Source organism: Occallatibacter gabretensis (genome assembly GCF_001449115.1).
GTDB lineage: Bacteria > Acidobacteriota > Terriglobia > Terriglobales > Acidobacteriaceae > Telmatobacter > Telmatobacter gabretensis.
The window spans coordinates 70735-85433 of the sequence record NZ_LAIJ01000001.1 but is presented as its reverse complement, the minus strand read 5'-3'; the positions used below and the strand labels follow the sequence as shown (position 1 = coordinate 85433).

Annotated in this window: 13 protein-coding genes and 1 riboswitch; of the genes, 6 read left to right on the top strand and 7 right to left on the bottom strand. The window is 56.9% G+C overall.

The genetic code is table 11. From position 1 onward, the window contains the following. The first annotated feature begins 88 nt into the window (after nt 1–88). Nucleotides 89–2251 (top strand): eCIS core domain-containing protein, encoded by a 2163-nt coding sequence (locus tag VO84_RS00325; RefSeq protein WP_197413839.1) that lies wholly within the window; start codon nt 89–91, stop codon nt 2249–2251. A gap of 52 nt (nt 2252–2303) precedes the next feature. Here the strand turns inward: VO84_RS00325 and VO84_RS00320 are convergent, their stop codons facing one another. Beyond that, nucleotides 2304–3134 carry an alpha/beta fold hydrolase gene (locus VO84_RS00320; protein ID WP_058185290.1) on the bottom strand — a complete coding sequence of 277 codons (831 nt, stop codon included), beginning with the start codon at nt 3132–3134 and terminating at the stop codon, nt 2304–2306. Between the two features lie 345 nt (nt 3135–3479). Between VO84_RS00320 and VO84_RS00315 the strand changes: the two genes are divergently transcribed. Together VO84_RS00315 and VO84_RS00310 are read left to right on the top strand one after the other, a co-directional pair. Next, entirely contained in the window at nt 3480–4949 is a 1470-nt protein-coding gene (locus tag VO84_RS00315) for a prenyltransferase/squalene oxidase repeat-containing protein (RefSeq protein WP_058185289.1), read from the top strand. Nucleotides 4950–5097: 148 nt separating this feature from the next. Beyond that, entirely contained in the window at nt 5098–5643 is a 546-nt protein-coding gene (locus tag VO84_RS00310) for a GNAT family N-acetyltransferase (protein WP_058185287.1), read from the top strand. 8 nt (nt 5644–5651) lie between these two features. On the opposite strand, the gene VO84_RS00305 is transcribed toward VO84_RS00310, so the two are convergent. Both VO84_RS00305 and VO84_RS00300 read right to left on the bottom strand, forming a co-directional pair. Beyond that, nucleotides 5652–6215, bottom strand: a complete 564-nt coding sequence (locus tag VO84_RS00305) for a type 1 glutamine amidotransferase domain-containing protein (RefSeq protein ID WP_058185285.1) — start codon at nt 6213–6215, stop codon at nt 5652–5654. Between the two features lie 138 nt (nt 6216–6353). After that, nucleotides 6354–7097, bottom strand: coding sequence for a 3-oxoacyl-ACP reductase family protein (locus VO84_RS00300; protein ID WP_058185283.1), 744 nt, complete (start codon nt 7095–7097; stop codon nt 6354–6356). A gap of 195 nt (nt 7098–7292) precedes the next feature. On the opposite strand from VO84_RS00300, the gene VO84_RS00295 reads away from it, so the two are divergent. Continuing rightward, complete coding sequence (locus VO84_RS00295; protein ID WP_058185281.1) at nt 7293–8225, top strand: LysR substrate-binding domain-containing protein; 933 nt, start codon at nt 7293–7295, stop codon at nt 8223–8225. A 58-nt stretch (nt 8226–8283) separates the two neighbouring features. Here the strand turns inward: VO84_RS00295 and metE are convergent, their stop codons facing one another. Continuing rightward, entirely contained in the window at nt 8284–10560 is a 2277-nt protein-coding gene (gene metE / locus VO84_RS00290; RefSeq protein ID WP_058185279.1) for a 5-methyltetrahydropteroyltriglutamate--homocysteine S-methyltransferase, read from the bottom strand. 144 nt (nt 10561–10704) lie between these two features. Continuing rightward, nucleotides 10705–10905: riboswitch (cobalamin riboswitch) on the bottom strand. 131 nt (nt 10906–11036) lie between these two features. Here metE and VO84_RS00280 point away from each other — a divergent pair. Then, complete coding sequence (locus VO84_RS00280; protein WP_058185275.1) at nt 11037–11660, top strand: hypothetical protein; 624 nt, start codon at nt 11037–11039, stop codon at nt 11658–11660. Here the strand turns inward: VO84_RS00280 and VO84_RS00275 are convergent. The 3 genes from VO84_RS00275 to pyrF all read right to left on the bottom strand — a co-directional run bounded on the left by VO84_RS00275 (nt 11657) and on the right by pyrF (nt 13598). Continuing rightward, nucleotides 11657–11980 (bottom strand): pyridoxamine 5'-phosphate oxidase family protein, encoded by a 324-nt coding sequence (locus VO84_RS00275; RefSeq protein ID WP_231737721.1) that lies wholly within the window; start codon nt 11978–11980, stop codon nt 11657–11659. The genes VO84_RS00280 and VO84_RS00275 overlap by 4 nt on opposite strands. Nucleotides 11981–12268: 288 nt before the next feature. Then, complete coding sequence (locus tag VO84_RS00270) at nt 12269–12670, bottom strand: SgcJ/EcaC family oxidoreductase (RefSeq protein ID WP_058185272.1); 402 nt, start codon at nt 12668–12670, stop codon at nt 12269–12271. A 163-nt stretch (nt 12671–12833) separates the two neighbouring features. After that, the gene (pyrF, locus tag VO84_RS00265) at nt 12834–13598 is read right to left on the bottom strand and encodes an orotidine-5'-phosphate decarboxylase (RefSeq protein ID WP_082661568.1); all 765 of its coding nucleotides are present in this window, start codon (nt 13596–13598) and stop codon (nt 12834–12836) included. 178 nt (nt 13599–13776) lie between these two features. Between pyrF and VO84_RS00260 the strand changes: the two genes are divergently transcribed. After that, on the top strand, nt 13777–14538 hold the full coding sequence (locus VO84_RS00260; protein WP_058185270.1) for a hypothetical protein: 762 nt from the start codon (nt 13777–13779) through the stop codon (nt 14536–14538). Nucleotides 14539–14699 lie beyond the last annotated feature (161 nt).

Below are 14699 nucleotides of genomic sequence, written 5' to 3'. Positions count from 1 at the left end.
GTTCACAACAGAAAGCCCGGCTCCGGTCGGGCTTTTCCTTTGATACGCATCAACGGTCCGCAATCACTAAATCACAATTTGATTCTTCTTGCGTTATGATCCAGTGCAAGCCGGAGGTCAGGTCCGCATGTTTGCTCAGCCCGCACGAGCACCTCAGCGCAAAGCCTCCTCCTCAGCAAAAGATTCGCATCCGTCCGAATCCGCAAAGATCGAAGCTGTGTCGGAAACAATGGTCATCAACGCTCCGGCTTACAGTTACAGCCTCGCGGATGTTCCCGTTCTTCCGCCGTCGAATCCGCGCTCTGACCCGCCGCCCGCCAAGCCCGCACCGCCCCCGCCTGCGTCCCTCCCAAACGTACTGCCCTCGAACCTGACTATCGGAGCGGTAGACGATCCTCGCGAACGCGAAGCCGACAAGGCCGCCGGCAATGCTCTCAGCACATCGCAGCACCCCGATCCCATGCCTCGCAGCTCCGTTGCATCGGCGGCCTCTGCCAGCGCCCCGCCCATCGTGCACCAGGTCCTCCGCTCGCCTGGTCAACCGCTTTCTCCGGCTGCACGCGCCTTCTTTGAACCACGCTTCGGCTACGATCTTTCCCGCATCCGTGTCCACACCGATGCCCAGGCAGGAGCATCGGCTGACGCCATCCAGGCGCGCGCCTACGCCGCCGGCAACCGCATCGTCTTTGCCTCGGGCCAATACGGCCACACCGATCCCGATCGCACCCAGCTCCTGGCCCATGAGCTGGCCCACGTGCTCCAGCAGCACCCGTCCGGTCCCGTTCTGCGCCGGTCACCCACCACCACAGTCAATGTCAACGGAAAGAATGTCGATCTTCCGCAGGGCCCGGGCGGCAGCGGCGCAGTTGTCTATTTCTACACGGGCCAGCGCATGACGACGCCTGCCGGCGTCCAGCAACGGGCCGACGAGATTAAGAAGGAGAAGGCAGACAAGACCTTCGACCCCAAGAAGCTGCCCGACAACCCCGATTTGCATGACAGCACCAAGTCCGGCTCAGAAGTCGCCATTCAGCTTCCTGTTCTGGTCTATCCGCCGCCGGCAATCAAGAGCCCATCGGTGGATGTCTTTGTCTTCTTCCACGGCATGCGCGCCACTTACGGTGAGGAATCCAAAGGGAATGCGCAAGGCTCGGAAAAAATCGGTGAGATGACCCAACTCAAGCAGTCCATAGACGCCGCCAACGCCGTTGGCGGTAAGCCTCTCGTCGGAATTGCTCCCCAGGCCCCGGAAACTTACACCTGGAATGGAAATACCAAGACATGGGGCGCCAGTTCCGGCCAGTGGCAGGAAGCGCTTCAAAAGATTGGCGGTTTCGATGGCCTGGTGCAACTGGCCCTGGACTCCCTGTCGAAAGATCTCGGCATCACACTCACACCCGAAAACATCCACGTCGCGGGACACAGCGCCGGCGGCCATGGAATTCTCGAAGCCACCGCAACCGGCAAAGGCGCAAAAACTCTCGGCGACAAAGTGCAGGACCTTACGCTGCAGGACGCCACTTACGGTTTCGGTTGGGCCGAACTCGCGGGCTGGCTTCTGGACGGCTCTCCGGGCAAAACCGTCCGTGTGTTGCTCTCCAATGCGGAAGGCGGCCCAGGCGGCAATACCCGCAACGGCCTGGAGCAGTTTTTGAATCTTGATTCGATCAAAGCCGCCATCGATAGCCGAGGCAATACCGATCTTGATGTCGTGCACGTGCCAGTGGACACTTCGGACAAACAAAAGCCTCGTCCAGGCGGCTTCGTCCTCGGATCCGAGCTCAAAGTGCAGAACAAAAAGAGCGGCCAGGACCAGGCCACAATCGTCTTCTTCTTAGCTCCCGGCGGCGGACACTACGTCACCACCTCCGCCTCCATGGGCGCAGCGGCCATGGCAGCCGCTAAAGATTCTTCTGCCTCAACAGACTTTCTTGGCACATCGAACCCGGGCAAATTTCGCATCGCGGGAGGCCCGGGCGCTCAGGTTCCTGTCTACCCCAACCCGGACCTTAAAGATGCAAAGAAATTGCCTACGCTTCCGCTCGATACAGAGGTCGAAGTCACAGAGTTCAAACAGATACCGGGTAAGCCAAACGTGCCGGCCGATCCGAAAAGCAAGAAAGCACCACCAAAGTCGGACGATGATTTCTCTGAGAACACCCCCGCGTTCTATGTGGCCAAAGTCAAAGTCGACCAGGGCGGCAAGACCATCGAAGGATGGGTGCGCATGTCCAACCTCATCAATCCATAAAACAAAGAAAAAGCCCGGCTATACGCCAGGCTCTTCCTCTCCCATAAGCAGACTAGCTCTTGAAAAACTCCAGCAGATCCGCATTGATCACATCCGCATGAGTCGTGCACATGCCATGCGGATACCCCGCGTATGTTTTCAGTGTGCCGTGCTTGAGAAGCTTGACGGAAAGCGGCGCGGCATCCGCGTAAGGCACAATCTGATCGTCGTCGCCATGCATCACCAGCGTCGGCACTTCGATCTTCTTCAGATCCTCCGTAAAGTCCGTCTCGGAGAATGCCTTGATGCAGTCATACTGCGCCTTGATGCCGCCAATCATTCCCTGCCGCCACCAGTTCCCGATTACGCCTTCTGAAACCTTCGCCCCGGGCCGGTTGAATCCATAGAACGGCCCCGATGCAACATCGCGATAGAACTGCGCGCGATTGGCCGCCAGCGCCGTGCGGAAGCCGTCGAAGACCTCAATCGGCAGCCCGTCCGGGTTCGTCTCTGACTTCACCATGATCGGTGGGACGGCACTTATCAGTACTGCCTTGGCCACGCGCCCCGGCTCAGCCCGCGCCACATAACGCGCCACCTCTCCGCCGCCCGTCGAGTGCCCCGCATGAATCGCATTCTTCAGGTCCAGCGCCTTCGTCAGTTGAATCAAGTCAGACGCATACATATCCATATCGTTGCCGGTGTCAGTCTGCGTCGATCGCCCATGCCCGCGCCGGTCATGCGCAATCACGCGATAGCCCTGCGCCAGGAAAAACATCGTCTGGTTGTCCCAGTCATCGCTGGCCAGCGGCCAGCCATGATGAAACACAACAGGCTGGGCATCCTTCGGACCCCAATCCTTGTAGAAAATCTGCACTCCATCGCTCGTCGTAAATATCGGCATCGAATTTTCTCCCTTGCTTCTAAAACTCTGGTGAGACGTGATTGAAAATTGCAGGACAGCAAGCCTGCTTCTTCTTGCGCAGCCCTCAAAGAATACACGCGGCTCTCAGCTTCAGGAACAGTAACGCCCTCCACAATAAGCTCCCAGCTGCGGAAGAATACAAGAACCATATTTCTGGTATACGAACGTTTGCTTCGAGCAAACATCAGAAATCACAGAATTTTATTCACTCAAACGTTTTATCTAGCCATCTTCTCTCATCATTCGGTATCCTTTCCGTGCAGATTGCCGCGCATTTTCCAGCGTTGATTCAAGCCTCCGCGCGCAATCCATGGGAGATCGCTCTTGAAACGCATTCTTGCTGCCGCATCCCTGTTCCCTGCTCTGCTTGCCGCAACTTTAACCGCTCAGAACGTTGTCACTACATCGCCCGTTGCTACCTGGCAGGGTTCGATTCAGACCGGCGCAGAGCAGCACCGCGCCGTGTTGCAGATGTGGAAGACAGACAAAGGCGAGTGGCAGCCCAAGAACCTTTACATCGAGTTCGTCCCCGACTACCACACCCTCGTGGAGTCCCCGACATCGAGCACCAATCATCTTCACTTTTCCATGAACAATGGCAAGGGTGCCTTCGACGCCGTCATCTCACCCAATAGCGATACCATCAGCGGCACATTGAATTACGACAACGCCGTCTCCAAAGTCGAGCTGCACCAGACCGAAACCGCCCAGGCATGGCATGTACCGTTCCTCTACCAGTACCACCACCAGGACGCCACATATTACCGCCCCACGCCCGACGAGCCGGTCATTCCCTTGTCCACAAAGCTCGCCCTCACTTACCTCGAGCAGGGCGCCATCGCCTGGACCGCCGAGAGCCACTGTGTAGCCTGCCATACCAACGGCACTTACATGGTCATCCGGCCCATGCTCACTTCGCAGTTCGGCGCGCCGCAAAAGGAGCTGCGTGATTTCTTCGTTACCGCGCTCCGCGAGCAGATGACGCCCGATCCCAATGATCCCAAGTGGGAGCCCGCTGTCTCGCAGGTCGTCTACATCGCTGCCGGCCTCGCCATCTGGGATGCAAACGTCACGCACAAGCTCTCACCAGAAACCGCGCAGGCCCTCGATCTAATGTTCAAGCTCCAGCGGCCCGCCGGCGACTGGTACATTGACGACCCCAACAATCCCCCGCTCGAATCCAACTCTTACCAGCTCGCCACCGTAGCCGCCCGCGCCGCCGCCAACGCCCCCGGCTGGCTTGGTGCACAACATGGAACCCCCAACGAGCCCCACATCCGTCTGCTTGAAACCCTCCTCCGTTCTCAGGCCAGGATGCAGGGCGACTACGACCGCACCGACCTGCTCTGGACCGCAGCAGAATATCCCGGCCTCCTCGATGCAGCCAGAATGCGTGAGCTCACCGCCATGGTCCTCAGCCATCAGCAGCCGGACGGCGGCTGGTCCATCCGCACCTTCGCCAAACCGGAAGAATGGGCTAGTGGCCAGCGGGCTGAAAAGCTTCGCGCAGAGCCTGAGTTCCACAACCCACCCAGCGACGGCCACATGACCGGCCTCGCCATCATCGCACTCAGAAAAGCCGGCATCCCGGCCAGCGATCCTCACATCCAGCGGGGCGTCGCCTGGCTGGAGGTGAACCAGCGCGCTTCCGGTCGGTGGTACACGCGCTCGCTTAACCGCGACGGATGGCAGTTCATCACCTACAGCGGCACAGCGTATCCGCTGCTGGCTCTTTCTATGTGCAACGCGGTGAATGCTGCACCGCACAATGCAACAAGCACTGGCGGAAAGTAAATCTCGCCTTAAGAAAACCCGCACGCAGGATTTATCCCTTTTTTACAAGTTTCGGAGTCTACTGGAACTGTTGCAATGATCCGGCTCGGCAGATGCAGGGTGAGAACCCAATCGACTCCACACGGAGGCCGTACCGAATCCAGGACAAATGGGAACCAGCAGCAGCGCAGTTGTTGCCGAAAATGATGCATCCGGCTCGTCGCAATGCCTGGTCCGTCCAGCCACTGCACGAGACATTCCCGACATCACTTCCATTTACTCCCGCTTCGTCACCATAAGCACAGCAACCTCTGAGATAGCCGTCCCGGAAGAGTCCGAGATGCTTCGCCGCTGGCATGCCGTGCGCGATCGCGACCTGCCCTACCTTGTCGCCGAGCTTGAGGGTTACATCGTCGGTTATTGTTACGCCGCACAGTTTCGTCCGCGCGAAGCCTACCAGCATACCGTGGAAGATTCCATTTACGTACGGCCGGATTGCATCGGTCATGGAGTCGGCAAGCTGCTTCTCTCGGAACTGATTTCTCAGTGCCGCGAAAGAGCCTGCCACTCCATGGTGGCCTGCATTCTTGGAGTCAACCCTGTCTCAGTTGCGCTGCACGCTGCGCTCGGCTTTCAACGCGCAGGCCTGCTGCCAGAGGCGGTCTTCAAATTCGGCGAGTGGCACGACCTGCTCCTCATGCAACGCAGGCTGTAGCCACTGACCTACGCCGCCCGCTGCTGCACTCCCTTGCTCACCGATTCAATAATCGCCCGATTAAATGCAGGCAGATCATCCGGATTGCGGCTGAAGATAAACTGCCCGTCAATCACCACTTCCTGATCCACCCACGTTGCTCCCGCATTCTTCAGATCGGTCTTCAGGCTCGGCCAGGAAGTCACCGTCCTGCCCTTCAGCACGCCCACCTCCAGCAGAGTCCACGGCCCGTGGCAAACCGCCGCCGTCGTCTTGCCTGTGGCTGCAAACTGCTTCACAAAGTTCACCACCGCCGCATCCATCCGCAGATGATCGGGATTGATCACGCCGCCCGGCAACACCAGCGCGTCATAATCATTCGGATTTGCATCGGCCACGGCCTTATCCACTTTTACCGAGTCACCCCAATCCTTGGATTTCCACCCCTTGATCTCACCGTCCTTCGGTGAAATCACCACCGTTGTCGCGCCTGCCTCGTCCAGCGCCTTCCGCGGCTCCATCAACTCCGCCTGCTCAAACCCGTCCGTTGCCAGAATGGCAATCTTCTTTCCCTTCAATGATGCAGAATCCATAATTCCTCCATTTCCGTTTTCGCACTTCGTTCCAGCGATCTTAGGACGCAAAGGAAATGAACAGGGTTGCCGCCGGTATCCCCAAAGGAAAACCGGGACCCGCAGGCCCCGGATGAATTGAGCAAAAAAGTTAACCTTTCAAGCGTTCGTCCCACCATCCACAGTGAGATTAGCGCCGGTGATGTAAGAAGACTCTGGGCTCGCGATAAACGCCACCAGCGCAGCAACCTCTTCCACCTTCCCGTAACGCTTCAGCGCAGTTACCGCCAGTTGAGGCGTCGCCCAGTCACCCGAAGCCGGATTCAGATCAGTATCAATCGGTCCTGGCTGCACATTGTTGACGGTGATTCCGCGCTCGCCCACCTCTCTCGAAAGGCTCTGCGAAAACATCTTCACAGCGCCCTTGGTAGCCGCATATGCGGCCAATCCCGGTGTCATGTTCTTTTCTCCCACGCAGGAACCAATCATGATGACGCGCCCATTGTCATTCATGTGCTTCAACGCTGCCTGCGTCGTCACAAATACGCCTCGCACATTCAGGTTAATCACATGGTCCAGCTCTTCCAGCGTCGCCTCCACAAACGGCTTTGGAATCGCTGTCCCTGCATTGTTCACCAGTATGTCCAGCTTGCCCAGCGCGGCAACCGCTTTCTCCACCGCGCTCTTCACTGCTTCCGCATTAGCGGCATCTGCCTGGATGGCAACACCCTTTCCGCCGGCCTCTTCAATCGCCTTCACCACGCTGGAAGCGGAGTCAGCATCCTTTGCATACGTGATAGCAACGTTGGCTCCATCCGCCGCCAGACGTTTAGCAATAGCGGCGCCTATCCCGCGCGATCCGCCTGTGACAAGCGCAACTTTTCCTTTGAGTGAATGAGACATATACCTTCCCTTTCTGTTAGGCAAATGGTGTGTGCTTTGAGTTAAAAGCGAGTAAAAGCGAAAGCTGTCGCGCGACTCCTGCCTGCAGCCACACGTCGCCGTGCGAAAGACAGCCTTCCTGACCATACCTGAAAATGTCACCGGTAACATTGCTTTGTAAGCTCACAGGTTATGCTTTTCAGGCAGAGGTGAAGTTTGGAACTAAGGCATCTTCGGTATTTCGTGGCCGTTGCAGAAGCGCGAAGCCTCAAGCTTGCGGCAGAAATGAAACTGCATACGACTCAGCCGTCCTTGAGCCGGCAGATTCGCGATCTTGAGAACGAGGTAGGCACGCCGCTCCTGATCAGGGGAGCAAGAGGCGTAGAACTCACACCTGCGGGCCGCGTATTTCTCGACCACGCACGCGTAATGCTCTCTCAGGCAGAGACCGCCGTGCAATCCGCCCGGCAAATCGCCCATCCGGCAAAGCCTTCTTTCGCGTTAGGCTTCATGATCGGCCACGACACAACGTGGCTCCCCGAGACTCTGAAAATTCTTCGCGATGAACTACCCAACATCCATGTAGTGATCTCCACCCAGAATTCCCCCCAGCTCGCAACAGCTCTCCTGCATGGCGGAATCGATGTGGCGTTCCTGCGCAGAGAAGACGGCAGCAACGATCTCGAATTCAGAACACTCGTCGAAGAATCATTCGAGGTCTTCCTGCCTTCAAATCATCCTTTCGCTGCCAAAAGCACCATCCGTATTGAAGAGATTATTCGTGAAACATTCATCAGCATCTCCGGAACAGCTCTCAGCATTTCAGGAAAACAGCCGGCGCTCCGCCGAACGATAGACCGATACCTCAAAGACAATCACGTCGAAATCAGACCAAGTCATGAAGTCGACAATCTCGGCGGTGTAATGTCTCTCATCACCTCCACTCAGGGCATTGCCCTCCTGCCTCGCTATGCAAGAACCTTTCTTCCTGAATCGGTCACAACCCGCCCGCTGCAAGGTCCCGGCCCAAAGATCGATCTATCGATCGGTTATCGCAAAGCCAATCACTCTCCCGTACTGAAGTTATTTCTCTCCCGACTTGAAAAGCTCATCGCAAGCGTCTCCGAAAACAACCGCGGAAATCGGTAGCTGGCTCCGCTTTCCCTCTCGCATGCAGAGGAAGTCGGAGCCATCAGACCCCGACGACTTATACCTGCATCTCAGCACGAAGCCGCACCGCTGCCGCACACATATTGTTCAGCGCCGCCTCAGTCTCCGGCCAGCCGCGCGTCTTCAGTCCGCAATCAGGATTCACCCAAAGCTGCTCCGGCTTAATCACCTGCACCGCAAGCTGAAGCAACGCATACATCTCATCCGCATCCGGCACACGCGGCGAGTGAATGTCGTACACGCCCGGCCCAATCTCATTCGGGTAGCTGTTTGCGCGAAAAACATCGAGCAGTTCCATCTTTGACCGCGCCGACTCCATCGAGATCACATCCGCATCGAGTGCAGCAATCGATGGAAGAATGTCTTCGAACGCGCAGTAGCACATATGCGTATGAATCTGCGTTTCGTTGCGCACGCCGCTCGTCGAAAGCCGGAACGCCTTCACGGCCCAGTCGAGGTACGCTTCCCACTCCCTCCGCCTCAGCGGCAATCCCTCGCGCAGCGCCGGCTCGTCCACCTGGATGATCGGAATCCCCGCTGCCTCCAGATCCTGCACCTCTGAGCGCAGAGCCAGCGCAATCTGCCATGAAGTATCCCGGCGCGGAATATCGTTACGCACAAATGACCACTGCAGAATCGTGATCGGCCCCGTCAGCATTCCCTTCATTGGCCTCTCGGTCAGCGATCTCGCATACTCGCTCCATCGCACCGTCATCGGCTGCGGGCGCGAAACATCGCCAAAGATAATCGGCGGCTTTACACAGCGCGAACCATAGCTCTGCACCCATCCATTCTCGGTGAACGCAAAGCCTTCGAGAAACTCGGCAAAGTATTCCACCATGTCGTTGCGCTCAAACTCACCGTGAACCAGCACATCCAGCCCAATCTCTTCCTGCCGCCGGATGCAGCTCTCAATCGCCTCACGCAGAAATGCCTCGTACGCCTCATCTGTTTCGTGTCCATGCTTATGTGCCGCGCGATGCTTGCGCACATCAGCCGTTTGCGGAAACGATCCAATCGTCGTCGTCGGAAACAGCGGCAATCCCAGCGCGTCGCGTTGCGCTCCCGCCCGCTCGCCATAAGGAAATTCGCGGGAGAAATCAATCTCCTTGAGCGCATCAAGCTGCGCACGCACCTCGCGATTGGTGGATGACTCAGCCGCAGCTCTGTCCGCAATCGCAGCCGCATTCTGTACTGCTATCGCGTCGTCGCCCTTCGCCAGCGCAACAATCTCGCCCAGCTTTTCTTCTGCAAAACGCAACCAGCTCTTTAGCCGCGCCGGCAGCTTCGTCTCACTGCGCAGATCGTGCGGCACATGCAGCAATGAGCACGACGGCGCCACAATCACGCGCTTCTCGCCAAGCACATCCACTGCGCGAGACAACATCGCAGAAGCCTCCGCAAAGTTCGTCAGCCAGATATTCCGGCCCTCCACGCATCCCACGCTCAACAACTGATGCGGCTGCAGAACCGCAAGCACCTCCTCAAGCTGCTGCGGAGCGCGCACCACATCGATATGCAGCCCCGTTGTATTAGCATCAATCGCCACTGGCAGATTCTCCGCCAGCCGATCAAAATACGTCGTCAGCATCAGCTTGATCGGAACCGATCCTAGCTGCCTGTAAACCCTGCGGAAAAGATCCACCGCTCCCTCCGGCAGATCGGTGGCAAGAATTGGCTCATCGATCTGCACCCATGAGATCTTCTCCTCCACCAGTCGCGCCAGCACCTTCTTATATGCTTCGATCAGCTTGTCGGCAAGAGAGAACGCATCAAATCCATCCGCAGCCTTGCCCAGAAGCAGCAGCGTAATCGGTCCAATCAGCACTGGCCGTGTTTCAATGCCAAGCAGCCGCGCCTCATGAATCTCGTTCACCAGCTTCGTCGTATCCACAGCAAACGAAATGCCCGCGCTCCACTCCGGCACCAGGTAGTGGTAGTTCGTATCGAACCACTTCGTCATCTCCATTGCCGTCTGTTCGCGGCTGTTGCGCGCCATTGCAAAGTAGCGCTCCAGCGTCACAGCGCCCGTTCCAAAGCGCTCCGGCGTTGCGCCAAGCAGCACAAGCGTATCCAGCACCTGGTCATAGAGGGAGAAATCATTCGACGGAATGAAATGGATTCCCGCATCGCGTTGCAGCTTCCAGTGCTCTTCGCGAAGGCCCTTCGCCACCGCAAGCAGGTCAGCCTCCGTACGCTTGCCTGCCCAGTAGCCTTCCAGTGCAAACTTCAGCTCACGCTGTGAGCCCATGCGAGGAAATCCAAGATTTGCGGTTTTAAGTTTAGAAATATCAAGTGCGGTATCTGCAGGCATCTGGTTCTCTCCTTGTTGCATGAAAGAACCACCCATGCGCAGGCATGCTTGGCGGCGCAGCAACGCGCACAAGCAGGCAGTGGTCACCGGCCCAGTCCACGAGAACGGCATCCTCAGCGCACCCACGGTCAGCGTCCAGCGCTTCCGTGGTGGTGGCGGCAGGCCGGTATTCGGACTCTGGGCTGCCTACTCTGTTGCCGCTTCCCACCTCGCAAAAGGCAGTGCGTTGGCTTGCGCCGTGCAACATTTCGTTCCCATCACCGCTGCGGGACAGCGCTGGATTTTCACCAGCTTCCCGTTTAACAAACCGCCATAAGCGATCTGACCTGCTCGTAAGCAGTGTACTTCAAGAGCGAAAGCGCGGCGTGAAGGATACCTACGATCAGATCTGTCAGTGCGCTGTTATTTTGAGTATTTTCATCGCGGACTGCCACCACGCCCGGTTTTGCATCATAGCGTGCAGGGAGATTTTCTCAATGCAAGCAAAATATATTCTTGGCTTGGCAGCATGCGGCGCCATGCTGATCGCAGCAGGATGCCGCAAGACAAATATGGTAGATAAGAGCGCATTCAAGTCGGCGATCAACGACTATTACCAGGCACGGCAGGCGTGCGTGTGGTCGAGCCCGAAGAAGTTCCCGGCACAGGCCGATACATCGAATGACGACCAGACCAAGGGCTTCGACGCACTTACCGATGCAGGCCTCCTGGTGCGTAAGTCAGCGGAGAAGAAACGCTTCCTCATCGGCTCCAAGCAGGTCAACGATTATGATCTCTCCGACAAGGGCCGCACCACCTGGACAGCGGATCAGACGCAACCCGGATACGGTAACTTCTGTTTCGGCCACCGTGAGGTAACCACTGTCGATAGCTTTACCCCTGCGGATAATCCCGATGCCACGCAGTTCACAGTGACTTACCACTATGATGTTGCGAGCGTTCCAGACTGGGCTAATTCAGCAGAGATGAAGACGGCATTTCCCAAGGTCGCGAATGACACCTCAGGCCAACAGAGCGCAACCGCTACGCTGGTAAAGACGAACAGTGGTTGGCAAGTGACCAGTCCGCAGGCTTCAACCGACAGCACAATTACAAATTAGTAAATGCCCTCGCTGATCTGCGGAGGATTGCTTCCGAAATTGCTATACCGAACCCAGTGCGGCTTAACCACGAAATAAGCAATGTTGTGCCAGCTCATTCGATTTTGCCCATCTGGCCATACTGCAAAGTACCTCTCTTGATATCGCTGGAGCTCTGCCCCAAGCGGCGCTCTGGCGATTCCTTCTATCTGCACTGTCTCCTCGTTCTCCCATCCAACTACCAATGAGCATGCTGGACGAGCAATGAGGTTCGGATACTTGCGGGAAGACGTAAGCGTATCGAAGACAATCTCCAACTCAGCCGTGACCGCAATACCCATCAATGCAGACTCCGGAGTTCCATTCGCGGAGGTCGTCACAAGCACGCAAGACGCCGCTGCGAAAGGAACTCGTATAGATGGCTATAGTCCATCGTTCACTCCGGATTCCAGTTAACATCTCCATACACCGCTGACGGGCGATGAGTCGAGGCGGTCTTTCAAGGTGCGATCTATTTCGTCATTGGAGGAAAAGCGATCGGGGGCTTGATTCCCTCCAGTTCGGCGTTCGGTCCAGTCATCTGATTGGTGTTCTGCGCCACCGCGACCAGCCAAACGCCGCCTCGCTTTTCAACGATCATCGTAAACATGCCCCTGCGGCTCATGCGTGGCTGGGTCTTCGTGCCCATCCCCCGTGATGCGCCATGTCCAATGAAGAACCGCCAGATCAGGACGGAGGAAGCTGATAGCGGTATCAAGCAGCGTCAGTGAGGACTGCTTAAACCGGCCTGAAAGCAAACGCGTGTGATAGAGCTCGAAATCAGGACGGCCATGCAGCCAATCGGCGCCCACGTTTACAAAGTCCACATTTTCAGACATGATTTTTGCCAGCTCATGTCCGTCATGCTTGGCCCAGGCCGCTACAAACGCCTGGGGAATCGCGCGGACGGCAGCCTCATCGGTCTTATTCTGCGCATGAGCGCACGCAATTAAGAGGAAGATCACAACAACGCAGAGCGAACATTTTTTCATTCATCCTCCGGGGATTCATACCGTCTAAATGGAGGAATTGTACCCTGCACTGTGAATCAACGCGGCGTACCGCATCCATCAACTGCTCGAAAACATCGCTGGACAATTCGTATCGTGAAGCCGGCTTCCTTCAGCAGAACCGGAGCAAAACTCCGATTTCGCCTCAAACCACCTGTGCCATCTCTTCCAGAATCGCCTCTGCCGCCTGCGCCGGATTCGCAGCCTGCGTAATCGGGCGTCCTACCACCAGGTAGCTGGCGCCCTGCTGCAGCGCCTCGGTGGGCGTGGCAATGCGCTTCTGGTCGCCGGCCGCGCCATCCGCTGGTCGAATGCCGGGCGTCACCAGTACGCCCTCCGGGCCGGTGATCTGGCGCAGCGTGGCCACTTCCAGCGGCGAGCATACAAACCCGCGAATCCCCGCCTCCAGTCCAAGCTTGGCCATTAACTCCACCTGATTCGCCGCCGACCGGTGCACCCCGATCGCCTTCAGTTGCGACTCATCCATGCTCGTCAGCACCGTCACAGCCAGCAGGTCCGGCGGATTGGCTACGCCTGCCAGCGCATTCTGCGCGGCGGCCAGCATTGCCGGCCCTCCGGCGGCATGAACCGTCAGCAGCTTTACACCCAGCGCAGCGGCTGACCGCACAGCTCCCGCCACGGTATTCGGAATGTCATGCAGCTTCAGGTCGAGAAAGATCTGATGGCCCTGCTTCTGCAGCGGCTCAATAACGGCAGGACCGGCAGCCACAAAAAGCTCCAGACCGACCTTGAACCAGGCGCATCTACCTTCCAGCCGGTCAACCATTGCCTGTGCGGAGGCGGCATCCGGCGCATCCAGTGCCACAATGAGCCGCTGACGGGCTCGCTCGCGGGCCTCATCCTGAGGAGCCGCATGGTGCAGATAGGAATGAACTCCGGGAATGGCCATAGTTATATCGTAGGCCACATTGAAAATTTATTGACAATTCTGTGGGAGATTTTTGCCGCTTAATTGGAAACGCTAAGGACAGAGCCGAGCAGATTCTCAAAGGCCTCGCATTCGGGAGACTGTGGCTTCGCCTTCATGGCGCTATCATAGCGTAGTTTTTGATTGGGGATACAAAACAGTGGATATTCTCTTCAAAGAGGCAAGGCTAAAGATCGAGCGGGCCAAAAAGCACATCAACGATCTTAATCGCCTTTTTGGCGACTTCGTCAATGACAACACGTACCTCGTCTTTATCGATCACGACCCGAATGGTGGCGATGATTTGCTGAAGGTCAAAGGGACCAAAAACCTTACTGATAGCTTCGTCCTCGTTTTGGGGGATGCCTTGCACAACCTTCGCACGGCTCTTGATTACGCCATAAATGAAATCGAATTTATTATCGGAAACAAACGGACAAAGTACACGAAGTTCCCCATTCATGACACCAAGGATGGGCTTGTGGTAGCCATCAATGGCGGACTGAAAAAGAAAGTCCCCGAACAGGTCATAGACTGTATCGTGGACATAATCCAGCCCTACAAGAGAGGGAACGGGGATGCCATTTGGTGTCTTGACGAACTCGACATCGAAGACAAGCATAGGTTACTGATTGCAAGTACGGAACTCAGATTCGTGAGCGGAATCAGCATTGAGGATGACAAAGGCTTGTACCTCGTCGATGATTGGCTGGTTGTGCCCGGAAAGATCGCCTCCCACCCCATCCGGGGAGCAAAGAACCCGAAGGTCAAAGATCAGGGAAAGGCTACCTACCGCGTATTGTTCGGACAAGAATCATCGTTCGGCACTGCGGACATCATCCTAACGCTTCACCGCCTCACTTTGGTTGTCGCGCTCGCCTTGGACGAATTGGAGCGAGCCTTTCGCCTGAGTCAAATCTGACTCGAGTACTCGCTCTGTCACGGCATCTTCGGCTTGGCGCAAGGAGTCATCGTTAGTCAAGGATGTTAATGCCTTCGTTGATTCTGTCTTACTTTTGTCAGACGCCTTGTGAGCAGCAAGAGAAAACGGTCAGGCTCCCTCGGTCCCTTGTTCCCCTAAAA